This is a genomic window from Pseudomonas sp. BNK-30 (assembly GCF_047456185.1).
GTDB classification, from domain to species: Bacteria; Pseudomonadota; Gammaproteobacteria; order Pseudomonadales; family Pseudomonadaceae; genus Aquipseudomonas; species Aquipseudomonas putida_E.
In genome coordinates this window covers 2,725,043-2,749,254 of record NZ_CP179904.1, presented here as the reverse complement: position 1 = coordinate 2,749,254, position 24,212 = coordinate 2,725,043, and the positions used below count along the sequence as shown (strand labels likewise).

21 protein-coding genes are annotated in these 24,212 nt (G+C 63.7%); 6 read left to right on the top strand and 15 right to left on the bottom strand.

The annotated features are described in order from the left end of the window. Window positions 1-92 precede the first annotated feature (92 nt). Entirely contained in the window at window positions 93-713 is a 621-nt protein-coding gene (locus tag ACMGGN_RS12885; protein WP_012313733.1) for a TetR/AcrR family transcriptional regulator, read from the top strand. A 77-nt stretch (window positions 714-790) separates the two neighbouring features. Here the strand turns inward: ACMGGN_RS12885 and preA are convergent, their stop codons facing one another. From preA to hydA, 3 genes are all read right to left on the bottom strand, one after another. Further along, a complete protein-coding gene (gene preA / locus ACMGGN_RS12880; protein WP_414156024.1) occupies window positions 791-2,065 on the bottom strand; it encodes an NAD-dependent dihydropyrimidine dehydrogenase subunit PreA in 1,275 nt (424 codons plus the stop codon). After that, complete coding sequence (locus ACMGGN_RS12875; protein ID WP_046787273.1) at window positions 2,066-3,433, bottom strand: NAD(P)-dependent oxidoreductase; 1,368 nt, start codon at window positions 3,431-3,433, stop codon at window positions 2,066-2,068. 161 nt (window positions 3,434-3,594) lie between these two features. Further along, window positions 3,595-5,034 (bottom strand): dihydropyrimidinase, encoded by a 1,440-nt coding sequence (gene hydA, locus ACMGGN_RS12870; RefSeq protein ID WP_046787272.1) that lies wholly within the window; start codon window positions 5,032-5,034, stop codon window positions 3,595-3,597. A gap of 616 nt (window positions 5,035-5,650) precedes the next feature. Here hydA and ACMGGN_RS12865 point away from each other — a divergent pair. Beyond that, window positions 5,651-7,153 (top strand): NCS1 family nucleobase:cation symporter-1, encoded by a 1,503-nt coding sequence (locus ACMGGN_RS12865; protein ID WP_119688639.1) that lies wholly within the window; start codon window positions 5,651-5,653, stop codon window positions 7,151-7,153. A gap of 13 nt (window positions 7,154-7,166) precedes the next feature. After that, entirely contained in the window at window positions 7,167-8,450 is a 1,284-nt protein-coding gene (locus ACMGGN_RS12860) for a Zn-dependent hydrolase (RefSeq protein WP_115275315.1), read from the top strand. A gap of 76 nt (window positions 8,451-8,526) precedes the next feature. Here ACMGGN_RS12860 and ACMGGN_RS12855 read toward each other — a convergent pair whose 3' ends face one another. Both ACMGGN_RS12855 and ACMGGN_RS12850 read right to left on the bottom strand, forming a co-directional pair. After that, window positions 8,527-9,492, bottom strand: a complete 966-nt coding sequence (locus tag ACMGGN_RS12855) for a ribonuclease Z (RefSeq protein WP_237859992.1) — start codon at window positions 9,490-9,492, stop codon at window positions 8,527-8,529. Between the two features lie 62 nt (window positions 9,493-9,554). Next, entirely contained in the window at window positions 9,555-10,121 is a 567-nt protein-coding gene (locus ACMGGN_RS12850; protein ID WP_080952155.1) for a lipocalin family protein, read from the bottom strand. A 206-nt stretch (window positions 10,122-10,327) separates the two neighbouring features. On the opposite strand from ACMGGN_RS12850, the gene ACMGGN_RS12845 reads away from it, so the two are divergent. Further along, window positions 10,328-11,140, top strand: coding sequence for a crotonase/enoyl-CoA hydratase family protein (locus ACMGGN_RS12845; protein WP_115275314.1), 813 nt, complete (start codon window positions 10,328-10,330; stop codon window positions 11,138-11,140). Window positions 11,141-11,173: 33 nt separating this feature from the next. Next, window positions 11,174-12,004, top strand: coding sequence for an NAD(+) diphosphatase (nudC, locus tag ACMGGN_RS12840; protein WP_119688642.1), 831 nt, complete (start codon window positions 11,174-11,176; stop codon window positions 12,002-12,004). On the opposite strand, the gene ACMGGN_RS12835 is transcribed toward nudC, so the two are convergent. The 9 genes from ACMGGN_RS12835 to yegQ all read right to left on the bottom strand — a co-directional run bounded on the left by ACMGGN_RS12835 (window position 11,972) and on the right by yegQ (window position 20,774). After that, complete coding sequence (locus tag ACMGGN_RS12835; RefSeq protein ID WP_115275313.1) at window positions 11,972-12,751, bottom strand: TSUP family transporter; 780 nt, start codon at window positions 12,749-12,751, stop codon at window positions 11,972-11,974. The genes nudC and ACMGGN_RS12835 overlap by 33 nt on opposite strands. 208 nt (window positions 12,752-12,959) lie before the next feature. After that, window positions 12,960-13,790: an alpha/beta fold hydrolase gene (locus ACMGGN_RS12830; protein ID WP_174141642.1), complete on the bottom strand. Its 831-nt coding sequence runs from the start codon at window positions 13,788-13,790 to the stop codon at window positions 12,960-12,962. Window positions 13,791-13,908: 118 nt separating this feature from the next. Then, on the bottom strand, window positions 13,909-15,261 hold the full coding sequence (locus ACMGGN_RS12825; RefSeq protein WP_174141643.1) for a glutamine synthetase family protein: 1,353 nt from the start codon (window positions 15,259-15,261) through the stop codon (window positions 13,909-13,911). A 9-nt stretch (window positions 15,262-15,270) separates the two neighbouring features. Beyond that, complete coding sequence (locus ACMGGN_RS12820) at window positions 15,271-15,822, bottom strand: helix-turn-helix domain-containing protein (protein ID WP_012313746.1); 552 nt, start codon at window positions 15,820-15,822, stop codon at window positions 15,271-15,273. Then, a complete protein-coding gene (locus ACMGGN_RS12815; RefSeq protein ID WP_237859994.1) occupies window positions 15,815-17,104 on the bottom strand; it encodes an NAD(P)/FAD-dependent oxidoreductase in 1,290 nt (429 codons plus the stop codon). The genes ACMGGN_RS12820 and ACMGGN_RS12815 overlap by 8 nt, the downstream gene beginning before the upstream one ends. Before the next feature lie 252 nt (window positions 17,105-17,356). Then, window positions 17,357-18,355, bottom strand: coding sequence for an alpha/beta fold hydrolase (locus ACMGGN_RS12810; protein ID WP_115275309.1), 999 nt, complete (start codon window positions 18,353-18,355; stop codon window positions 17,357-17,359). Window positions 18,356-18,430: 75 nt separating this feature from the next. Further along, complete coding sequence (locus ACMGGN_RS12805) at window positions 18,431-18,868, bottom strand: YqaA family protein (protein ID WP_039604685.1); 438 nt, start codon at window positions 18,866-18,868, stop codon at window positions 18,431-18,433. After that, on the bottom strand, window positions 18,868-19,296 hold the full coding sequence (locus ACMGGN_RS12800; protein ID WP_115275308.1) for a DUF411 domain-containing protein: 429 nt from the start codon (window positions 19,294-19,296) through the stop codon (window positions 18,868-18,870). The genes ACMGGN_RS12805 and ACMGGN_RS12800 overlap by 1 nt, the downstream gene beginning before the upstream one ends. Window positions 19,297-19,412: 116 nt before the next feature. Next, window positions 19,413-20,774 (bottom strand): tRNA 5-hydroxyuridine modification protein YegQ, encoded by a 1,362-nt coding sequence (gene yegQ / locus ACMGGN_RS12795; RefSeq protein ID WP_115275307.1) that lies wholly within the window; start codon window positions 20,772-20,774, stop codon window positions 19,413-19,415. A 128-nt stretch (window positions 20,775-20,902) separates the two neighbouring features. Here yegQ and ACMGGN_RS12790 point away from each other — a divergent pair, with 128 nt between their 5' ends. Continuing rightward, a complete protein-coding gene (locus ACMGGN_RS12790) occupies window positions 20,903-21,967 on the top strand; it encodes an AI-2E family transporter (RefSeq protein WP_046787253.1) in 1,065 nt (354 codons plus the stop codon). A gap of 27 nt (window positions 21,968-21,994) precedes the next feature. On the opposite strand, the gene ACMGGN_RS12785 is transcribed toward ACMGGN_RS12790, so the two are convergent. After that, window positions 21,995-24,061, bottom strand: coding sequence for a TonB-dependent receptor family protein (locus tag ACMGGN_RS12785; protein WP_119688647.1), 2,067 nt, complete (start codon window positions 24,059-24,061; stop codon window positions 21,995-21,997). Window positions 24,062-24,212 lie beyond the last annotated feature (151 nt).

Sequence of the window (24,212 nt, the reverse complement as noted above, 5' to 3'; positions counted from 1 at the left end):
TGACCGGAGTAGACTAGTGCCAAGAGCAATCGACAAGGAATACGCATGAGCGTTCGTCGCCATGAGCTGGCAGCCAGGGCATCGCAATTCTGATGGCCAACCACAAGATCGAAATTCGCCGTCGCAATATCGAGAAGATCCTCGTGGCCGCAGAAAAAGTGTTCGCCGAGAAGGGCTACGGCGCAACGTCCATGGGTGATATCGCCGAACAGGCCGAGCTGCCGCGCTCCAACCTGCATTACTACTTCAGCACCAAGGATGAGCTGTTCCGCGCAGTGCTGCAGGACCTGCTGGATGTGTGGAAGCAGGACGCACTGTGCTTCGAGAACTTCGACGACCCCCGGGTGGTGCTGACCAGCTACATTCGCGCCAAGATGGGCCATTCGCGCTCACGGCCGCTGGGCTCGAAGATCTGGGCCGAAGAGATGCTGCATGGCGCGCCGCTGCTTGGGGTGAGCCTGGATGACAGCCTGGTGCCCTGGGCGAAGCTGAAGGTAGACAAGATTCGCCGCTGGGTGGAGGAGGGGCGCATCCTGCCGGTGGAGCCTTCGGCGCTGCTGTACATGATCTGGGCTTCGACCCAGCACTATGCCGACTTCGGCTACCAGGTGGCGGTGCTCAATGGCGGAGAACCGCTGTCGGACCTGGCGTTCGAGAGTGCGGTACAGACGGTGACGAGTGTGATCCTGCGCGGTATCGGCCTGGAGCCTTGATAAGTGCATCGCGGGTCGTGTAGGAGCGGCCTTGTGTCGCGAAAGGGCCGCAAAGCGGCCCCGGCGATTCCCAGGCGTCAGCTCGCTTCGCGGTAGGGGTTGCGCGGGTCCTGCGTCCAGTTCAGGTATGGCTTGCCGGTATCCTGCGCCACCATCTCGATGCAATCTTCCACCGGGCAGGTGATCTGGCACAGGTTGCAGCCCACACATTCGTCTTCGATCACGCTGTAGGCGTGGGTTCCGTCAGCCTTCAGCGTACTGGCAATGGCCTGGTGCGAGGTGTCCTCACAGGCGATATGGCAGCGCCCGCAACCGATGCAGGCATCCTGGTCGATGTGCGCCACCGATTTGTAGTTGATGTCCAGGTACTTCCAGTCGGTGGTGTGCGCCACGGCCTGGCCGCAGAATGCTTCAAGGTTGTGGTGCCCGTGCTGGTCCATCCAGCGCGCCAAACCGTCCTTCATGTCCTCGACAATACGAAAACCGTGCAGCATCGCCGCAGTGCACACCTGCACCGCGCCACTGCCCAAGGCAATGAATTCGGCCGCATCACGCCAGTTGCCGATACCCCCGATGCCACAGATCGGTAGCCCGCGCGTTTGCGGGTCGCGGGCAATCTCGGCGACCATGTTCAGGGCGATGGGTTTGACCGCCGAGCCGCAGTAGCCACCGTGGGTGCTCTGATCGCCGACGATCGGGTGGGCGACCATGCGGTCCAGGTCGACGCTGGTGATGGAGTTGATGGTGTTGATCAGCGACACGGCATCGGCGCCACCGCGATGTGCCGCACGCGCCGACTGGCGGATGTCGGTGATGTTGGGCGTGAGCTTGACGATCACCGGCAACGCGCAGTGCGTCTTGCACCAGCGGGTGACCATTTCCACATACTCCGGCACCTGGCCGACCGCCGCGCCCATGCCGCGCTCGGGCATGCCATGCGGGCAGCCGAAGTTCAGTTCGATACCGTCGGCACCGGTGGCTTCCACCAGCGGCAGGATGAATTTCCATGATTCTTCGATGCACGGCACCATCAGCGATACGATCAGCGCACGGTCTGGCCAGTCCTTCTTCACCTGGGTGATTTCGCGCAGGTTGATTTCCAGCGAACGGTCGGTGATCAGCTCGATGTTGTTGATGCCCTGCACCAGCCGGTTGGCGCCGTAATGCGCCGAGTAGCGCGACGACACGTTGACCGCTGCCGGGTCCTCGCCCAGGGTCTTCCAGACCACGCCGCCCCAGCCGGCTTCGAAGGCGCGGACCACGTTGTAGGCTTTGTCGGTTGGCGGTGCGGAGGCCAGCCAGAAGGGGTTGGGCGCCTTGATGCCGGCGAACACGATAGACAAGTCGGCCATTTATGCAGCCTCCACATTGAGCATGAGTTGGGCATGGATAGCTTCGGCGGCCAGCTTGCCATGTTGCACGGCCTGGACGGTGAGGTCCTGGCCCAGGGCGGTACAGTCGCCACCGGCGTAGACGCCCGGCAGGCTGGTGCGCATGCCCTCGTCGACGCGAATGCGCTCGCCGTCGCGGGCCAGTTGCGCAGCCAGCGGGTCGTTAAGGCTTTGTTCGTCGAAGCGTTGGCCGATGGCTTTGAAGATGGCATCGGCGGCCAGCTCGAAGGTCTCACCGGTGTCGCGCAGGCGGCCATCGGCCAGTTCGGTGCGGGCGAAGCGCATGCCCCGCACGCGGTTGTCGTCGTCCAGCAGCACGGCGTCGGGGCGCGCCCAGGTGTGCAGACGCACCTGGTTGGCCTTGGCGATGTCCTGCTCGTGGCCGGTGGCGCCCATGTCGGCGTAGCCGCGGCGGTATACCAGGTTGACATCGCGGGCACCCAGGCGGCTCATCTGTACGGCCATGTCGATGGCGGTGTTGCCTGCGCCGATCACCAGGCAACGCTCTGCCAACGGCAGTTGCGAAAGATCATCCGCCTGGCGTAGCTCACGGATGTAGTCGGTGGCGGCGAGCATGCCGGGCGCCTCTTCGCCAGGCAGGCCGAGCTGGCGTATGGCGTTCAGGCCAAGGCCGAGGAATACCGCGTCGTACTGATCACGCAGCTCTGCCAGGCTCAGGTTGTCGCCCAGGCGGTGGCCGTGGCGCATTTCGATACCGCCGATCCCGAGCAGGAATTCCACTTCGCGCTGGGCATAGTCGTCCACCAGCTTGTAGCGGGCGATGCCGTACTCGTTCAGGCCGCCGGCCTTGTCGCAGGCCTCGAACACCACCACCTCGTGGCCATGCATGGCCAGGCGATGTGCGCAGGACAACCCGGCGGGGCCTGCGCCGACCACGGCGATGCGTTTGCCGGTGGCTGGCGAGCGTTTGAACGGGTGCTCGGTGAAACCGGCATTGTCCAGGGCATAGCGCTGTAGCTGGCCAATCAGTACCGGTGCGCATTCCTGGGCGTTGTTGCGCACGCAGGCCTGCTGGCAAAGGATCTCGGTGGGGCACACGCGGGCGCAGCTGCCGCCCAGGATGTTGGCCGAAAGGATGCGCTCGGCGGCACCTTGCAGGTTCTCGTCGCTGATACGGTGAATGAACGAGGGGATGTCAATTTCGCTCGGGCATGCGTTCACGCAGGGCGCGTCGTAGCAATACAGGCAGCGGGCGCTTTCCACTGCGGCCTGGCGGGCGGTGAGGGGTGGCGCGAGGTCACTGAATTGCTCGGCCAGCTGGTCGGCGCCGGCCCGGGGGCGCGGCAAGTGGTTCAGGGCATCGATCACGGTTGTAGCCTCTCTTTTTTTTAGGGCTTGGGCGGGGGGGCGCCATGCGCCCCAATCGCCGGCAAGCCGGCTCCCACAGGTACAGTGATGTCCCTGGGAGTGATGCCGCCCCTGTAGGAGCTGGCTTGCCGGCGATGGGCTGCGCAGCAGCCCCAACAGCTTCAGCGCTGGACGGGTATCGGGCGCTGCTGCTCGGCGCGGCGGCCCAGGACCTCGTACACCGAGGGATACGCCGGGCGCTCCACGTAACGCCCCGCGCCAGGTTCGGCACGCAGGTCGCCATCGGCCCAGACCACGCGGCCCTGGCTGATGGTGTGGCTGGGAATACCGCGCACGGTGCGGCCTTCGAAGATGTTGAAGTCAACACGCTGGTGGTGGGTTTGCGCGCTGATGGTGCGCGTGCCCTGTGGGTCCCACAGCACCAGGTCGGCATCGGCGCCGACGCGGATGGCGCCCTTGCGCGGGAACAGGTTGAAGATCTTCGCGGTGTTGGTGGAGGTCAGCGCGACGAATTCATGCATCGACAGCCGCCCGCTGTTGACGCCAGCGTCCCACAACACCGCCATGCGGTCTTCGATGCCGGCGGTGCCGTTGGGGATGCGGCTGAAGTCGTTGCGGCCCATGGCTTTCTGCTCGGCGCAGAAGCAGCAGTGGTCGGTGGCCGTGGTGTGCAGGTTGCCCGATTGCAGGCCGCGCCACAGGGCTTCTTGATGCTCGCGCGGGCGGAACGGTGGGCTCATGACATAGCCTGCGGCGGTGGCCCAGTCCGGGTCGCGGTAGACGCTGTCGTCGATCAGCAGGTGCCCGGGCAGCACTTCACCGTAGACCGGCTGGCCCTTGGCCCGGGCATAGGTGATTTCGTCCAGCGCTTCACGGCTGGAGATGTGTACCACGTACAACGGCGTACCAATGGTTTCGGCGATGCGGATGGCACGGCTGGCAGCCTCGCCTTCGACTTGCGAAGGGCGCGACAGCGGGTGCGCTTCGGGGCCGGTCAGGCCTTGGGCGAGCAGTTTTTGCTGCAGGTGGTAGACCAGCTCGCCGTTCTCGGCGTGCACGGTGGGTACCGCGCCCAGTTGCAGGCAGCGCTCGAAGCTGGCGACCAGGGTGTCGTCGGCCGCCATGATCGCATTCTTGTAGGCCATGAAGTGCTTGAAGCTGTTCACGCCATGTTGGGTGACCAGCTCGCCCATTTCTTCGGCGACCTGCTCACTCCACCAGGTGATGGCAACGTGAAAGCCGTAATCGGACGCGCTCTTTTGCGCCCAGCCGCGCCAGGTGTGAAAGGCCTCCAGCAGCGATTGCTGCGGGTTGGGGATAACGAAGTCGATGATCGAAGTGGTGCCGCCGGCCAGCCCGGCGGCAGTGCCGCTGAAGAAGTCCTCGCTGGCCACTGTACCCATGAAGGGCAACTGCATGTGGGTGTGCGGGTCGATGCCGCCGGGCATCAGGTACTGGCCGCTGCCGTCAAGGATCTCGCAGTCGGTAGGGGCTTGCAGGTCTTTGCCAATGGCGCGGATCTGGCCATCGACACACAGGACATCAGCGGGGTAGCTCTCTTCGTGGGTGACCACGGTGGCGCCACGGATCAACAGGGACATGCCGTCTTCCTCGCAGGCTGACCGGTCTGTGCCGGTTCTTCAATTGTTATGCGCCAGTGGCTGGAGGATGAATTTCAATCCTGTCAGGCCTGACAAGAATGGAATTTAGATGCTCATTGTGGATTGTTCAAGAAAATAATTTATGAGCTTATAACTTCTATAACTAATTGTTTTTTAACGATTAATTTCAATAATCACCAAAATGGTGAGGCCTTTCACCATTTTGACGCACTTGACAAGAAGCCAAATTGGTCAAGATTTTCCATGCAAAATCAGCTGCTTGAAACCTGGCCGGGAGGCGCAAGGCGCGCCACTGAAAAACCAGGCTGCACCAGTTTGAAACCTGATGCAGGGGCCAGGGCCGGCCCATGGCGCTGACAGCGGCAGGCGAAGGCATGACCGTGCCATCGCGGCAAGCGGATCAATGCCTTGCAGATCAGTTGATTACCTGCGGTCGGCGGCGGCCGGCCGGGCAGCCGAAGGCCAGCCCGGCACGTATTTTGAGTACGGCCACAACCGCCAGGCCGGACCGCAGGAGCAGTACTGGTGGTGTATGTACTCCGGCCATCGCGTTAGCCCGATGAGCAGACAATTAGAAAAATCTGGAGAAGGCCCCATGCAACAGAGCAGATCGCAAGTGATCGAGCAGGATGGCCTGTTCGAGCTGTCCGCAGGCAGTGACGTACTCGACAGCCCGCGCTACAACCACGACATCGCGCCCACAAAAGTGCACCAGCGCACCTGGAACACATGGCACATCACCGCATTGTGGGTGGGCATGTCCATCTGCGTGCCCACCTACACCCTGGGCGGCGTGCTCACGGCCTACTTTGGCCTGAGCGTGGGCGAGGCGTTGCTGGCGATCCTGCTGGCCAACCTCATCGTGCTGATCCCGCTCACCCTCAACGCCTTCCCCGGCACCAAGTACGGCATTCCCTTCCCTGTGTTGCTGCGTTCATCGTTCGGTATCTTCGGCTCCAACGTACCGTGCCTGATACGCGCGGTGGTTGCCTGTGGCTGGTTCGGCATCCAGACGATGTTCGGCGGCTTGGCCATTCACCTGTTCCTGGGCTCGATCTTCGATGACTGGAAAGCGCTCGGTGGCACCGGTGAAGTGATCGGCTTCATGGTGTTCTGGGCCCTCAACCTGTGGGTGGTGTTGCGCGGCGCCGAATCGATCAAATGGCTCGAAACCCTGTCGGCGCCGCTGTTGGTGGCGGTCGGCTTCGGCCTGCTGTTCTGGGCGTTGCCGCACATGTCGATGACCGAGCTGCTGGCCCAGCCGCCCAAGCGCCCGGAAGGGGCGAGCGTAGTGAGCTATTTCTGCGCCGGGCTTACCGCGATGGTCGGTTTCTGGGCCACTTTATCGCTGAACATTCCGGATTTCAGCCGCTACGCCAAGAGCCAGAAAGACCAGATCCTCGGGCAGATCTTCGGCCTGCCACTGACCATGTTCCTGTTCGCCTCCCTGGGCGTGGTGATGACCGCCGCCTCGGCGTCGCTGGTGGGTGAAACGGTGTCCGACCCGGTGAGCCTGATCGGCAAGATCCAGAGCCCGGGCTGGGTGGCACTGGCCATGGCGCTGATCGTCATCGCTACGCTGTCGACCAACACCGCGGCCAACATCGTCTCGCCGACCAACGACTTTCAGAACATTGCCCCGCGCCTGATCGGGCGTACACGTGCCGTGTGGCTGACAGGTTTCATCGGCCTGGCGCTGATGAGCCACGAGCTGCTGAAAAAACTCGGCTGGATCGTTTCCGACATCAGCCTGGAGAGTGTCTATTCCAACTGGCTGCTGGGGTACTCCAGCCTGCTTGGGCCGATTGCCGGGATCATGGTGGTGGACTACTTCCTGATCCGTCGGCAGAAGCTGGATCTGGCCGGCCTGTACCGTGATGACGTTTACCCGGCCTGGAACTGGGCAGGGTTTGCTGCCTTTGCGCTACCTGTGGCACTGACCGTGATGGCCATTGGTAACAGCAGTTTCAGCTGGTTCTACGACTATGGCTGGTTCACCGGGTCGCTGCTTGGCGGGGCGTTGTACTACGCCCTGGGCGGCTTGGCGGTGCGTGGGCCAGTGCAGCCTGTGATCAATGCAGACAACAAAAACGCCTGAGGAGGCCTGACCCATGACCGCAGCCCAACAAGCCCTGCTATCGACTGAACGCCACGTTAACAGTGACCGCCTGTGGCAATCGCTGATGGACCTCGCCCGCCTCGGGGCCACACCCAAGGGTGGTGTCTGCCGCCTGGCGCTGACCGACCTCGACCGCCAGGCCCGCGACCTGTTCGTCGAGTGGTGCGAGGCGGCCGGTTGCAGCGTCAGTGTCGATGCCGTCGGCAACATCTTTGCCCGCCGCCCTGGGCGCAATCCCAAGCTGCCACCGGTGATGACCGGCAGCCACATCGACACCCAGCCCACCGGGGGCAAGTTCGATGGCTGTTTCGGGGTGATGGCGGGCCTTGAGGTGATACGCACCCTCAATGACCTGGGCATCGAGACCGAAGCACCGCTGGAAGTGGTGGTATGGACCAACGAGGAAGGCTCGCGCTTTGCGCCCTGCATGATGGGCTCGGGGGTGTTTGCCGGCAAATTCACCCTGGAGGAAACCCTGGCCAAGCGTGACGCCCAGGGCGTGAGCATGGGCGAGGCGTTGACTGCCATCGGCTACGCCGGCCAGCGGGCAGTGCTTGGCCACCCGGTAGGCGCGTATTTCGAAGCCCATATCGAGCAGGGACCGATCCTTGAAGACCAGGCCAAGACCATCGGTGTGGTGCTTGGGGCGCTGGGGCAGAAGTGGTTCGACCTGACCTTGCGCGGCGTTGAAGCCCATGCCGGCCCTACGCCGATGCACCTGCGCAAGGATGCACTGGTCGGCGCTGCGGCGGTGGTGGAGGCGGTCAACCGGGCGGCGCTGGGCCATCAACCGCATGCCTGTGGCACGGTCGGTTGCCTGCAGGCCTACCCGGGTTCACGCAACGTGATCCCGGGCGAAGTGCGCATGACCCTGGACTTTCGTCACCTCGAAGGTGAGCGGCTGGACGCGATGATCGCCGACGTGCGGGCAGTGATTGAAGCCACCTGTGACAAGCACGGGCTGAGCCATGAACTGGTCCCCACGGCCGACTTCCCAGCGCTGTACTTTGACCGCAGTTGCGTGGATGCCGTGCGCGATGCTGCGCAGACCTTGGGCCTGCCGCACATGGATATCGTCAGCGGGGCAGGGCATGACGCGATCTTCCTGGCCGAGTTGGGGCCGGCGGGGATGATCTTCGTGCCTTGTGAAAACGGCATCAGCCACAACGAAATCGAGAACGCCACCCCGCAAGACCTGGCAGCGGGCTGTGCGGTGTTGCTGCGGGCCATGCTGGCGGCGTCGGAGGCGATCGCCAGCGGGCGGCTGGCGGCTTGATGCCTGAGCGTCCCATCGCCGGCCCGCAGATCACAAAACCGATGGAGAACAGCGCGATCATGTCGCTTGGGATTTGCTAGGTACCCGTGACGCGGCCCAGGCACCCATCGCGCCCGATATGGTAACGCTGCAGGTCCTGGGCCAGGGTCAGGTTGCCGCTGTAATGGGCCTGCGCCTCTTCCCTTACCTCGTCGATGCATGGGCTGCGCCGAGGGTCCGGCTGATAGCGGGCACTGAAGTGCGTCAGCACCAGGTTGCGCACACCGGCCGTTTCGGCGAAGCGCGCCACCGCTGCCGCACTGCTGTGGCCGAAGCTGACACCTGTGCGGGCGATGATCGGTTGTGTGAATGTCGCTTCGTGCACCAGTACATCAACGTCTTTTGCCGCCTCGGCCAAGAGGTCGGGGTTGTCATTGTCGCCGCAGACGATCACCCGCCGTGCCGGCCGCGAGGCGCGCAGGTAGTCGCGGCCATGCAGCACGTGCCCGGCATGCTCCACCGTGAGGCCCTTGGCAAGGTCGCCCCACAGCGGGCCGCGCGGGATACCTTCGGCAGCCAGGCGCTGCACGTCAAGGCGCGGCTCGGGGTTGAGCTCGGTGAACACGAAAGCGACGCTGGGCACCCGGTGCGATAGCTGTACGGTGCTGACGGCAAGGGTATCGCTGCGCCATTCGCCCAGTTGCTCGACCGCCAGCAACCGCAGTTCGAACGCCAGGAAGGTATCACTGGCAGCCAGGCTCAGGCGCACCCAGTCGTGCAAGGCGGCCGGCAGCACCAGGTCCAGCGGCGCCGTGCGCCCGCTCATGCCGGCGCTGGCCAGCAGGCCTGGCAGGCCGAAGCAATGGTCGCCGTGCACATGGGTAATGAAGATGGCGCGCAGGTCGCGGACCGACAATGAGGTATGCAGCAGTTGATGCTGGGTACCTTCGCCGCAATCGACCAGGTACCAGTGGCTGCCGCTGGCTTCGATCACGGCGGTGGCGCTGACGTTGCGCGCCTTGGTGGGCACCCCGGCCGAGGTGCCCAGAAACAGCAGGTCCAATGACTGACTCCAAGTTTGATTAGGCGCTCACCCTGGCCCGAGCGAACCAGGGCGTCGATGAATCAGGGTTTTACTGCATCATCGCCCTGCCGCCAGATCAGCTCGCTGGTGTCATAACCCTGTTTCTGGGCAATGGCCAGCATCTGTTCGCGGGTCTGGTCGTTGATGACCGGGGTGCGTGACAGCAGCCACAGGTATTCGCGGTTGGGGTGCCCGACCAGCGCTACGCGATAGTCCTTGTCGTGATACAGCACCCAGTATTCACCCTTGGTCAAGCCTGGCGCCAGGCGGCTGAACCAGTTGTCGAAGGTGACCCACAGCTTGTCGGTCTTGCCCGGCTGCTGCGCCTCGGCGATGCCCTTGGCCTCGTTCCATTGGCCGTCCTTTTCCTTGCAGCGGTTGGTCACATCGATGCGACCGTCTTCGCGCAAGCCATAGTTGGCTTCGGACTGCACGCAGTTGCGCTGGAAGAACATCGGCAAGCGCGCCTGCTCGTACCAGGTGCCCTGGTAGCGCTGCAGGTCGACCTGCTGTGTGGCCGGTGGCGCACGATGCTCATCGCTCGAACCGGCGCAGCCCGCCAGGGCCAGTGTCATGCAGGAAACAATCAGGGCTGTACGCATCGCCATGGCAAACCTCTTGGGAAGGGATGAAGAGCTTACCTGTGTTTCGATGCGTGTGCGGGGCAAAAGTTGTATGGGTTTTTTTGTGCAGGGCAAACCTCTGTCGCAGGCGCCTGAGCAACCCGGGCAAGTCCCGCTTTTGGCACAAGTACGGCAACCAGGCTGGGTTAACATCCGCGCAGTGAACCTTTATCCCCGCAGGAGTGCAGCCCGTGACCGAGTACAGCGCATTCAAGGTCGAACTGACCGACAACATCGCCCATGTGCAGATCAACCGCCCTGAGAAGATCAACGCCATGAATGCTGCCTTCTGGGAAGAGATCGTCGATATCTTCCAGTGGGTCGACGACACCGATGCGGTGCGCGCCGTGGTCATCAGCGGCGCGGGCAAGCATTTTTCCTCGGGTATCGACTTGATGATGCTGGCCTCGCTGGCCGGCCAGATGGGCAAGGACGTTGGCCGCAACGCGCGCCTGCTGCGCCGTACCATCCTGCGCCTGCAGGCCTCCTTCAATGCCGTGGACAACTGCCGCAAGCCCGTGCTGGCGGCCATCCAGGGCTACTGCATTGGCGGTGCCATCGACCTGGTGTCGGCCTGCGACATGCGCTATTGCAGCACGGACGCGCAGTTCTCGATCAAGGAAATCGACATGGGCATGGCCGCAGACGTCGGCACCCTGCAACGTTTGCCACGTATCATCGGCGACGGCATCATGCGCGAGCTGGCCTTCACCGGGCGTAACGTTGCGGCCGACGAGGCGCTGCGCATCGGCCTGGTCAACCGGGTCTATGATGATCATGCTGCATTGCTCGACGGGGTCTTTGCCATTGCCCGCGAGATTGCCGCAAAATCACCGATCGCTGTAGCGGGCACCAAGGAGATGCTCAGCTACATGCGTGACCATCGCATCGATGATGGCCTGGAGTACATCGCCACCTGGAACGCCGCCATGCTGCAGTCCGAAGATTTGCGCGTGGCTGTGGCGGCGCACATGAGCAAACAGAAACCGACGTTCGCCGACTGACCGGGCCGGGGGACGCAGTAAAGGAACCCCGACATGTCAGCACGCTGGACTAGCGCAGTACTCGACCCGCAGATCACCGGGGGCTGGGCTGTCGCCCGCAGCCCGGAAGGGTTTTTGGTGGACGCCAATGGCGCGCTGTTCCCCCGCGACTGGCTCAAGCGCCAGGACCTGGATGTGCTGGCCGAGCACGGCATCGGCCATTTCGACGGCGAGCCGGTGTTCCTGCTGGAGCTGCGCAGCGCCGCCGAGGTGCCCGGTTGCGGCTGGCGCGGCTTGCGGGCATTCATGCTCGAAGGTGATTTCGATCTTTATAAAGTGCTTGGCTACGCCGCGCAGATCGGCACCTGGGCGCGTGAGCACCGTTTCTGTGGCAGCTGCGGCCAACCGATGATGCAGATCCGCTGGGAGCGGGCGATGTACTGCCAGCCCTGCGACCTGCGCAGCTACCCACGCATTTCGCCGAGCATGATCGTGCTGGTGACCCGTGGCGACGAAATCCTGCTGGCCCGGTCGCCGCGCTTCGTCACTGGCGTTTACAGCACCCTTGCAGGCTTTGCCGAACCAGGCGAATCGGCCGAGGACTGCCTGGTGCGCGAAGTGCGCGAAGAAGTGGCGGTGGAGGTGCGCAACATCCAGTACGTCGGCAGCCAGTGCTGGCCGTTCCCGCATTCGATGATGCTGGGCTTCCACGCCGAGTATGCCGGCGGCGAGATCGTCATGCAGCCGGACGAGATCGAAGACGCCAGGTGGTTCAACGTGCACGACCTTCCACCGCTGCCAGCCGGGCGCTCCATCGCCCGGTACCTGATCGATCTGTATGTCGCCAGGCGTTCAGGCCTGCCCGAACCAGTGTTGCCACGCTAGGCGCACGGTCAGCGCCAGCACCACGGTGATGAACACCGGGCGGATGAACTTGCTGCCGCCGCTGATCGCCGTGCGTGCGCCGAAGAACGCACCCACCATCACCGAAAGGCCCATGCACAGGCCGACGACGTAATCCACCTGCCCGGAAATGATGAACACCGTCAGCGCCGCGATGTTGCTGACGAAGTTCATGCTGCGCGCCACGCCGCTGGCGCGGACCAGGTCGATGGGGTAGAGCAGCAGCGTGCTCACGGTCCAGAAAGCACCGGTGCCGGGCCCGGCCACGCCATCGTAGAAGCCCAGGGTGAAGCCCTGCGGGAACTGCCACTTCTTCTTGATCGGGGCATCGGCATCCAGCGGCGCTTTGGGCGTACCCCCGAACAGCAGGTAGATGCCGCAGGCGAAGACGATCACCGGCAGCATCTTGTTCAGCCATTCGGCCGGCATGTAGTGGGCGACGACCGCGCCGATCAGCGCGCCGACCAGGGTGGCGAACAAGGCCGGGCGCCATTGCGCCGGGTGGAACAGCTTGCGTTTGTAGTAGGTGAAACCGGCGGTGGCCGAGCCGAAGGTCGAGCTGAGCTTGTTGGTGCCCAGCACCAGGTGTGGCGGCATCCCGGCGGTGAGCAGTGCCGGGGTGGTGAGCAGGCCACCGCCGCCAGCGATGGCGTCGATGAACCCGGCGACGAAGGCGACCAGGGCGAGGATCAGCAGGGTGAGTGGTTCTACGGTGAGTTCGAAGGGCATGGGTGTCTGGCAGGCAGGAGGCAGGCAGGGTGCGGCAAACTGCCGCGCTAGAAGGGCACCATGGTAATCCCGGGCGGGATGCGTTGCCAGTGCCGGCCTCTTCGCTTGGCAAGCCCGCCCTCACAGGTTTTGCACAGTACTCAAGACCGGTGATAGTCCTGAGGGAGCAACTGTCTTGCCGGCGATGAGGCCAGCGCGGAAGATCACGTCAGCTTCGGATAAAGGCCAGCAAGTCCGCATTGATCACATCGGCATGGGTTGTCGGCATACCGTGCGGGAAGCCCTTGTAGGTCTTCAATGTGCCGTTGGGCAGCAGCTTGGCCGACAGCGGGCCGGAATTTTCATAGGGAACGATCTGGTCATCATCACCATGCATCACCAGCACGGGCTGCTGGATCTTCTTCAGGTCTTCGGTGAAGTCAGTCTGGGAAAACGCCACGATCCCGTCGTAGTGCGCTTTGGCGCTGCCGATCATGCCTTGGCGCCACCAATTGGCAATGACCCCTTCGGCCGGCTCGGCACCGGGCCGGTTATAGCCATAGAACGGGCCGGTCGGCACATCGCGGTAGAACTGTGCCCGGTTACTCGCCACCTGTGCCTGGAACCCGTCGAAAACCGACTTGGGCAAGCCGCCAGGGTTGTCTGGCGTTTGCACCATCAAGGGCGGTACGGCGGCGATCAGCACCGCTTTGGCCACCTTGTCGCCTGGGTAGCGGGCCATGTAGCGCACCACTTCGCCGCCTCCGGTGGAGTGACCGACATGCACCGCACCCTGAATACCCAGGTGCTCGACCACGGCGGCCACGTCATCGGCGTAGTGGTCCATGTCATGGCCGTCCCATACCTGGCTGGAGCGGCCGTGGCCACGGCGGTCGTGGGCGACCACTCGAAAACCTTGGCCAAGGAAGAACAACAGCTGCGTGTCCCAGTCGTCTGCGCTGAGCGGCCAGCCATGGTGGAAGTGGATGACCGGCGCATCGCGCGGGCCCCAGTCCTTGTAGAAGATCTGAACGCCATCCTTCGTGGTCACGTAGCTCATGGTCGTGTCTCCTCTGTGCAGGGGGATTGCCGAGTGAGCTATTCAGAATAGGAGAGTTTTCTGTCTTGTCAGTACCGGCCTCTTCGCCGACAAGCCGGCGATGAGGCCAGTATCTGTCTCAAAGGAACCACCGGTACTCGCGGGCACTCACCTCCTGCATGAACGCCAGGTGGTCCTGGCGCTTGTTCTCGCAATACACCATCACGAACTCTTCCCCCAGCCCTTCATTTACGGCCGGGTGCCCACGCATGGCTGCGACTGCGCTGGGCATGTCCTTGGGAAAGTCGACCCCGCTGGCGCGATCGTCATTGAGCGGCGCAATTGGCTCCAGCGCGGCATCCAGCCCATGCTCCATACCGCACAAGATGGCCGCCAGCACCAGATACGGGTTGGCATCTGCCCCCGCCAGGCGGTGCTCGATACGCACATTGCAAGCATCCGACTCGGGGATGCGCAGGCACGCATCACGGTCCTCGAAGCCCCAGCTGGCGCGGCTGGCGGCATTGACCATGGCGCCGTACCGGCGAAACGCATTGTGGTTGGCGGCGAATATCGGCATGCAGTGCGGCAGCAAGGCCAGGCAACCGGCCACTGCATGGCGTAGCGGGCGCTGCTGGTCGGCCGCCAGCAGGTTGTTGCCGGCCTTGTCGTACAGGCTGACATGCACGTGCATACCGCTGCCTGGCGCCTGCAGGTAGGGTTTGCTCATGAACGAGGCGCGCAGCCCGTGCTTGAGCGCCACGCCACGCGTGCTGCGGCAGAACAGGGCGGCCCAGTCGGCGGCACGCAGGCCGTCGTCGCAGTGGCCGAAGTTGATCTCGAACTGGCCAGGGCCGAGCTCGGCGGTGATGACGTTGGCGTCGACCCCTTGCGCGTTGGCGGTTTCGACCATGTCGCGCAGCACGTCGCTGAACCGCGACAGCCGTTCGATGTGCATGTTGGGCTGGTCGTCCGCGTCATCGCTGAACGGGTCGCGGGGGAACTGCGGCAGCCCCTGCTTGAGTGCCCGGTCGAACAGGTAGAACTCCAGCTCGAACGCCACCACCGGGCGAATGCCGCGCCGTTCCAGGCGCTGCAGCACACGGGCGAGCACCTCCCTGGGCTCGAACTCGATGGGTGAGGCGGTGCCGTCGGAGCTGATCAGCATCTGGCCCAGCGGTTCGCGCTCCCAACTGACCGGCTTGAGTGTGCCGGGCACCAGGCGCCGCAGGGCGTCCGGGTCGCCGTCGTTGAAGCAGTAGTCGCCAATCGGGAACAGCCCGCCTTGCACGCCCAGCAGCACGCAGTTCTGCGGCAGTTTCAGCGGGCAGCCGGCGGCAACCTTTTCGAGCATGTCGATGGGGTAGCGCTTGCCGTAGAAATGCCCGGGGATGTCCAGGCTCAGCAGGTCGACGTGGCGTACTTCGGGGTAACGGGCGCGGAAGGCACGTACTTCGCTGAGCAGATCGGCAAAGCCTGTCGTTGTTGTCATGCTGTGCTCTCATCGGAAGACCCAGAGGACACGGGTCGTCTGGTCAGTCAGGTTGGCGTAGCGGAAATGGCTGTGCGCAGGGAGCTGGAAGCTGTCGTTGGGGCCGAGTGTGACGGCGTCCGGGTGGCCATCCAGCCACAGGGTCAGTGCGCCTTCGAGAACGAAACCGCCTTGCTCGGCGCTGTCGTCCAGGTGCCCCTCGCCACTGCTGGCGCCGGGTGCCAGGTGGCTTTCGAGCATCGCAAAGCTGCCGTTGAGGGTCGGCGAGACCAGCACATCGCTGATGCCTTCGGCGTAGTAGATCGTGCGCCGTTCACCGGGGCGGGTGACCCAGTCGAGTTCGCGCGGTTGGCTGGCCTGGTAGAAATAGGTGGTGGGCACGTGCAGCGCTTCGCTGATCGCAGTGAGGTCGGCCACGGTCGGCTGCGACAGGCCGCGCTCGACCTGGGACAGAAAGCCCAGCGAGCGCTTGACCTTGATCGCCAACTCGCCGAGGGTCAGCCCGCGGTGCTTGCGCAGGCCACGAATCAGCAGGGCCAGGCCCTGGGCGTCTTCAGACATGATCGCGCATCCGGTACCAGGCCTTGGCTGCGGCCTCCAGCGGGGCAGCCAACAGGTCACCGCCCGGGAAACGGCCATTGTCGATGCCCTGGTACAACGCCAGCAGGTCGTCGTCGCCCAGGATCGCGTCGCTGACCGCGCGCGCCGCTGCCAGGGTTGGCAGCACGCCATGGCCGGAAAAGCCCTGCAGCCAGTAGCGCTGGCCGTCGCGGCCGATGTCCGGGGTGCGCTGGATGCTGCAGTCGATATGCCCGCCCCAGGCATAGTCGATGGCAACGCCCGCCAGTTGTGGGAACACACGCTCAAGGTAGGGGCGGGTGGCGCTGGCCACGTCCTTGGGAATGCCGCCCAGGTAGGTGCAGCCGCCGCCGAACAGCAGGCGGTGGTCCGGGGTGAGGCGGAAATAGTCCGGTACGAACTGGTTGTCGATCACGCAACTGTTGCGTGGTAGCAGCGACCGGGCGAAATCCGCGTCCAGTGGCGTGGTGGCCACTTGATAGGAGCCCACCGGCAGCAGCCGGCGCGACAGGTTGCGGTCAAGGCGGTCGATGTAGGCGTTGCAGGCCAGCACCAGCACCTCGCCGTGCACTTCGCCATGGTCGGTGCGGGCGATATAGCCATTGGCGCTCTGCTGGTAGTCGAGTACCTGGCTTTGCTCGAAGATCTGCCCGCCGGCAGCCTCGATCGCGCTGGCCAGGCCTTGGGCCAGTTTCAGCGGGTTGAGGTGCGCGCCCTTGGCGTCGTACAGGGCAGCCTGGTAGCGCGGGCTGTCGATCCACTGGGGCAACTCGTCACGGCCGATAAGGCGCAGGGCCTGGTAGCCCCATTTCTGTTCGGCATCAAGCAGGGCTTGTTCCAGCATTTTCACCCGGCGTGGCAGCACCGAGGTCCAGAGGCTACCGGCCCGGTAATCGATATCGAAGCCGTGCCGCTGCGGCAGTTCACGCATTTCGTCGGCAGCCCAGCACATGCTGTCCCACAGGCGTCGGCTGCGTTCCACGCCCAAGGCTTTCTCGATGGGCGGCATGTCGCACGACCAGCCCAGCAGCGCCTGGCCACCGTTGCGACCGGATGCGGCCCAGGCCACCCGGCTGGCTTCCAGCAGGGTCACACGCTTACCCGCCAGGGCCAGGCGCAGGGCAGTGTGCAGGCCGCTGAAGCCGGCGCCGATGATGATCACGTCGGTGTCGTGCCGGCCTTGCAGGGTAGGGCGCAGGGGAATGCTGGCAGGGTAGGTGCGGGCGTAATAACTGGCGACGTGCTGGGCGGATTGCCTGAACATGCCTTGGCCTCATGAAATTTTTTATGATTATTTTCATGAAAATTTAGCAGGGAATTTTCATTGCGCCAGTCGATGAATCGCACCCACCAGGCAAGGCATGGTAACCATCGCCTATCATCAGTGGCGCGCTGCAACAAATGCGCGGGGGTGCCCGCGATGCGCCGCGACGGCTGCGTTCAATCCAAAGGGCGCAGCAAATGCCCGTGGCATGCCCCCGGCAGCCCCCGACACCCAATGCGCCCCATCATATCCTCAGCGCCCAAGCCACTCGATCAGGGTGTTGTTGAAGCGCCGTGGCTCCTCGATCTGCGGCGCGTGCCCCATGCCCTCGAAGGTCACCAGTTCGCCTTGTGGAATCAGCTTGGCCACGTGCGGCCCCAGCTCCTTGTACTTGCCCAGCCGCGCCTTGACCTCGGGCGGTGCGATGTCACTGCCAATGGCCGTGCTGTCCTGGTCGCCGATCAGCAGCAGGGTTGGCATCTTCAAGTCTTTGAACTCGTGGTACACCGGCTGGGTGAAGATCATGTCGTAGATCAGTGCCGAGTTCCACGCCACGGCTTCATGCCCAGGGCCCTTGTTCAGCCCCGCCAGCATCTGTACCCAACGCTCGTACTCAGGTTTCCAGCGCCCGGCGTAATAGGTCTTGCGCTCGTATTCACGCACGCCGTCGGCATCGAGCTTGAGTTCGCGGGCATACCACTGGTCCACCGTGCGGTAGGGCACGCCGAGGGCCTTCCAGTCTTCCAGGCCGATCGGGTTGACCATGGCCAGGCGCTCGACCTGTTGTGGGTACATCAACGCGTAACGGGTGGCGAGCATGCCGCCGGTGGAATGGCCGAGGATGATCGCTTGCTTGACGCCCAACTGCTCCAGCAGGGCATGGGTGTTGCTGGCCAATTGCTGGAAGCTGTATTGGTAATACCCTGGCTTGCTTGAAGTGCAGAAGCCGACCTGGTCGGGCGCGATGACCCGGTAGCCGGCCTGGCTCAACGCATCGATGGTGGTTTCCCAGGTGGCGGCGCAGAAGTTCTTGCCATGCATCAGCACCACGCTATGGCCGTTGGCCTGGCCTTTGGCAGGCACGTCCATGTATCCCATCTGCAGGCTCTGCCCCTGGGACTGGAAGTCGAAATGCTTGAGGGGGTGCGGGTAGCTGAAGCCTTCGAGCTGCTTGCCGTAGGTGGGTGATTCGGCGGCGATGGCGGGGGCGCCGATGAGGCAGGCAAAGGCCAGGGCGGTTGCGCGTAGCATGGGGGCACTCCGTGTAGGACCATGTAGGAATTGGCGACTTTAGCAGCCGCACAGGCACCTTAAACGTTAAAGGTGTTACCAGGCATGAAACCAACCCAGGGTAATCACGGCTACGACCATGTAACGCCCGCCCTTTGCCAGCGTGACCAGCAGCACGAAACGCCAGAACGGCTCACGCATGATCCCGGCAATCAGGGTCAACGGGTCGCCGATCACTGGCATCCAGCTCAGCAGCAACGACCATTGCCCCCAGCGCTGATAGCGTTGCTGGGCGCGTTCGAGTTGACGGGCGCTGAACGGGAACCAGCGCTTGTCGCGCAGGTGTTCGATGGCCCGGCCCAGCAACCAGTTGACCACCGAACCGAGCACGTTGCCCAGGGTGGCGACCAGCAACAGGGTCAGCCAGGCGTCGGGTTGACGCAGCAGCAGGCCCACCAGTACCGCCTCCGATTGCAGCGGCAGCAATGTGGCGGCGCCAAAGGCGCTGAGAAACAGCGCCCAGAGGCTCAGCATCAGTAGTTGGCGACTACGGTGTCCTGGCCATCCCGGGTTACCCCGATGACTTGATAGGCGTCCTTGCGATCACCCATTTCCATGCCTGGCGAACCCACCGGCATGCCAGGCACGGCCAGGCCCTTGAGGTCGTTGCGCTTGGCCAGCAGGCGCACCTGCTCGGCCGGGACGTGGCCTTCGACGAACTTGCCGTCGATCACCCCGGTGTGGCATGAAGCCAGCCGCGGCGCCACGCCGAGCCGCTGCTTGACGGCGCTCATGTTCGGCTCGACGTGGTCGTTGACGGTAAAGCCATTGTCACGAAGGTGGCTGATCCAGGCCTTGCAGCAGCCACAGTTGGGGTCGCGGTAGACGTCGATGGTCTCGCCAGCCTGTGCCAGGCCGGTGATGGCCAGCAGGCCGAGTGCGATCAGGTGTTTATGCAGCATGGTCGAACGACTCCTATGGGTAGGCAGGCGCCCCGCCCGCCATGCAAATGAGCTGCAGGATAGCGCAGGCGGCTTGCAGGCGCGATGTGCGCTGGCATGCTATCGGCCAGCAACTGTCAGCTGGCTGAACTGGACATTACACCTTTGTCAGCCAGTTCGTCCTGGCACAGGTCGCGCATCAGCAAGCCGTATTCCAGCGCTACCTGCTCCGGGATCGGCAGGTAGACCACATGGCCGTCCCCGGGCGCCACGTCGATGGCCTGCTGCTGACGACCGTACAGGTTGTGCAGGTCGAAATGATAGTTGCCGCGCGGGGTCATCAGCTCCAGATGATCGCCTACTGCGAAGCGGTTCTTCACCTTGACCTCGGCCAGGCCGTCCACCCGTGCACCGGTCAGTTCGCCGACGAACTGCTGGCGCTCGGACAGCGAATTGCCCCGCTGGTAGTTCTGGTACTCGTCATGCACATGGCGGCGCAGGAAACCCTCGGTGTAGCCACGTTGGGCCAGCGATTCGAGGTTGTCCATCAGGGCCCTGTCGAAGGGGCGCCCGGCAGCGGCATCGTCAATGGCCTGGCGGTACGACTGCACCGCACGGGCGCAGTAGAAGTGCGACTTGGTGCGGCCCTCGATCTTGAGGGAGTGCACACCCATGGCAGCCAGCCGCTCGACGTGCTGGATGGCGCGAAGGTCCTTGGCATTCATGATGTAAGTGCCGTGTTCATCTTCGAAGGCGGGCATTTCTGTACCGGGGCGATTGCTTTCGTGCAGCAGGAACACCTGATCGGTCGGTGCGCCCAGGCCCAGCGTCGGCTCGACCTCGCGCACGATGTCGCCGGCAGCGTTTTCGGTAGCGGGAGTCGCGTTGTACTTCCAGCGGCAGGCGTTGGTACAGGTGCCCTGGTTGGCATCACGCTTGTTGAGGTAACCCGACAGCAGGCAGCGCCCAGAGTACGCCATGCACAGGGCGCCATGGACGAACACTTCCAGTTCCATGTCAGGCACGTGCTGGCGGATTTCGCCGATCTCTTCGAGCGACAGTTCCCGCGACAGGATCACCCGGCTCAGGCCAAGTTGCTGCCAGAACTGCACGCTGGCCCAGTTGACCGTATTGGCCTGTACTGAGAGGTGCACTGGCATCTGCGGGAAGTGCTGGCGCACCAGCATGATCAGGCCGGGATCGGACATGATCAGCGCATCGGGCGCCATGTCGATCACCGGCGCCAGGTCCTTGAGAAAGGTCTTGAGCTTGGCGTTGTGCGGCGCGATGTTCACCACCACGTAAAAGCGCTTGCCCTGTGCATGGGCCTCCTGGATGCCCAGCGCCAGGTTGGCATGGTCGAATTCGTTGTTGCGCACCCGCAGGCTGTAGCGGGGCTGGCCGGCGTAGACCGCGTCGGCGCCGTAGGCGAATGCATAGCGCATGGTCTTGAGGGTGCCGGCAGGGGCCAGCAGTTCAGGCTTGGCGGGGATGTTCATGTGCGCACCGGGCAAAGGCGCGGATGCTAAGGCCGGCCTGCGTTGCGCGTATTGATTTGAATCAAGGTGGGCATGGCACTTTTACCAAAGTGGTGTGCACTAATGTTCAGCACTCACGAGGAACCGCCATGAACCAAACCGCTTTGCAGAACAAGGCCCTGGCAGTATTGCTGGCGCTGGTGACCATTGCCTTCGGCTGGATCCTGCTGCCGTACTATGGCGCCATCTTCTGGGCGGTGATCCTCGGCATCCTGTTCGCGCCGCTGCAGCGAAACCTGCTGATGCGCTTTGGCAGGCGGCGTAACCTGGCGGCGGCGACCACCTTGCTGATTTGCCTGTTGGTGGCCATTTTGCCAGTGATCATCACCAGCGCCTTGCTGGTGCAGGAGGGCGCCACCCTTTACCAGCGGATCGAGAGCGGGCAGCTGGATATCGCCGGCTATGTCGAGCGCGGCATGAACATGCTGCCGCCTTTCATGCAGCACAGCCTGGACAGCATGGGCATGGGCAACCTGGAGGGGCTGCGCGACAAGATCACCAAATGGGCCACCCAGGGCAGCGAGATGCTGGCCACCCAGGCCTTCAGTTTCGGCCAGGGCACCTTCGAGTTTCTGATCAGTTTCGGCATCATGCTTTACCTGTTGTTCTTCTTTCTGCGTGAGGGCGCGGACGTGGCGCGGCGGGTACGCCTGGCCGTGCCGCTGCCAGAGCACCAGAAGCGCCGCCTGCAGTTGAAGTTCAACCGTGTGGTGCGCGCCACGGTGAAGGGCAATGTGCTGGTGGCGATCACCCAAGGCGCCTTGGGTGGTTTCATCTTCTGGGTGCTGGATATTCCCAGCGCGCTGGTCTGGGCGGTGATGATGGCGTTTCTGTCACTGCTGCCGGCAGTGGGCGCGGGGATCGTCTGGGCGCCGGTGGCGGCGTATTTCCTGTTGACCGGGGCGATCTTGCAAGGGGTGATCCTGACCGCGTTTGGCGTGCTGGTGATTGGCCTGGTGGACAACCTGCTGCGGCCGATCCTGGTGGGCAAGGATACGCGTATGCCCGACTACCTGATCCTGGTGTCCACCTTGGGTGGGTTGGCCGTATTCGGGCTCAACGGGTTTGTGATCGGGCCGCTGATCGCGGCGCTGTTCATGTCGAGCTGGGGGATTTTCGCCGCGACCAAGCCGCAGGTGCAGTTGCCTCAATAGGGGCTGCCACGCAGCCCTTGCAGCGTTTCAACGCAAGCTGTACGAAACCCCGGCGTATACGCCAAACCCTTCCCCTGGCGTCGACCGGGCAATGTCTTGCCCTGCATCGTCGTACCCCGGCGTTACCGTCGCCGCATAGCGCTTGTTGGTCAGGTTGCGCAGGTCCAGCCAGGTCTGCCAGTCCTGTTTCGGCGAGTCCCAGCCCAGGCGCGCACCGAGCAGGGCGTAGGCGTCGGCGTGGTAACTGTTGGCGTAATCGACTTGCACCTTGGACGCCATCTGCGTGTTGACCCCGGCATGGAAGCCGCTTGGCCAGTCGTAGCGCAGTTCGGCCTGGTAGTAATGCATGGGAATGCCAGGCAGGCGGTTGTCGCCGAAGGTGTCATCGTCCCGGTAGTGGAAATCACTGAACGTGTAGGCCTGGCGCAAGCTGAGCTTGCCAGTGCCAGGGTGCTCCCAGAGGGTGCTGTCCAGGCCGGCTTCGACGCCCTGGTGCACGGTGGCGCTGGCATTGACCTCCTTGGCCGGGAGGCCTGCCTCGATTTCAACGGCCAACAGTTCATGGCGCACTTGCGAGTAGTACCAGGCCAGGTCCCAGCGGCCCAGGGCCGAATCGCCGCGCGCGCCCAGTTCCAGCGTGGTGGCTGTCTGGTTTTGCAGTTCGATCGGCTGCGTGGCGACCGTGGAGCTCCAGATCAGTGACCATGGGTGGGGTGGCTCGACGGACCGGCTCAGGTTGCCATACACCTGCAGTTGCGGGTTGATGTCGTAGCGCAGGCCCAGGCGCGGTGCGTAGTCCCAGTCATGCTGGCTGACCTTGCCACCGTTCTGTGGATAGGTGACTGCGCTTTCACGGCGGGTATAGATCATCGCCAGGCCAGTGGTCAGCCACAGGTCTGGGATCAGCTCCAGATCGTTGCCGACATGCAGGACAGTATCCGACCCCTGATAGCTGAAGTCGCGGCTGCGTGCGCCGAAGTTGTCGCCAGTGGTACGGGCAAATTGCGAGGCGCCGCTGTTGGGCAGGTGCTTGGTGGTTCGCCAGCCCACGGTGGTGTTGCTCTGATGGCCCAGCAAGGTGTCGCGGCGCATGTAGTTCAGGGTGCCGCTGACATCGGTGTAGGCGACCTTCAGGCGCATCGGGCCTTCGCGCAGGTCCATGGGGAAGTCGTGGTACACCAGCCCGGCTTCCACCCGGGCATCGTCCTCAAGGTAGAAGGTGGTCTTGTTGGCCACCCAGGTACTGCCCGGTTGCGGCCGGCTGTCGTCGCGCGCCAGGTAGGCGGCGTTTGCGGCACGCGGGTCGTGCTTGATCTGGTCCTTGGTCAGGCGCCCGGCCAACTCATTCTCGGTTTCCCGGTAGCGCAGGTAGAAGCGCGTTTCCAGGTTGGGGTTGAAACGATAACCCACGTTGGCGGCGATGCCTTTGGCGCTGCCGCTGCTGTGCGCCTGGTAGCCGTCGTATTCCGAATCGGTGAGGGCCACGTAGTAGTCGAGGTTGCCCAATACCTGACCCGAGCTGACGTGCCTGTGCTGATAGCCGCGGCTGCCGGCCTCGTACCGCACCTGCAATGGCGCGGCGTCGTAACCGGTAGGCGTCACATAGTTGATTGCGCCACCCAGTGCCAGCGCGCCCTGATCGAAACCGTTGGCCCCTCTCAGCACTTCGGCGCGGCTCAGCCACAGCGGCTCGAACAGCTCGTAAGGTGTACCGCCCGGGCCGGTCAGCGGCAGGCCGTCGAACATCGTGTACACCCCTGAACCGTGGGCTCCGGGCGCACGGTTGATGCCTGACCCGCGGATGGACAGCTTGATGCCATCGTTACCTGCAGACTGTGCGAACACCCCAGGCTGGTAGGCCAGCACGTCCTGGTTGCTGGCCACCCGTCCTAGCCCCACACGCTGCATGTCCACCAGGTTGCTGGCGCCGGGTACTGCCTGCAGGCGCGCGCGGGCGTCTTCCAGTTCGCTATGTGCTTCGTCACTGATCAGCACTTCGCCCAGTTCGACCGCAGGTGCAGCTGACGCGTGCTGGGCGACTGTGAAAAGGGCCACAAGGCCAAGGCAAGGTGAGGGGGGCAACACGGGGCGCATCGTACAACTCCAGGTGAAAAGGGCAGGCAACGGCGTTGTGACGAGCGAAACGCCGTGCAGAGCACGGAGAGTTTCACTTAATTGAAAGCAGCCATTTGAGGACGGGTGTGTAGGACGGCGATTTACAAACCGTATGAATGGAACACGTGTT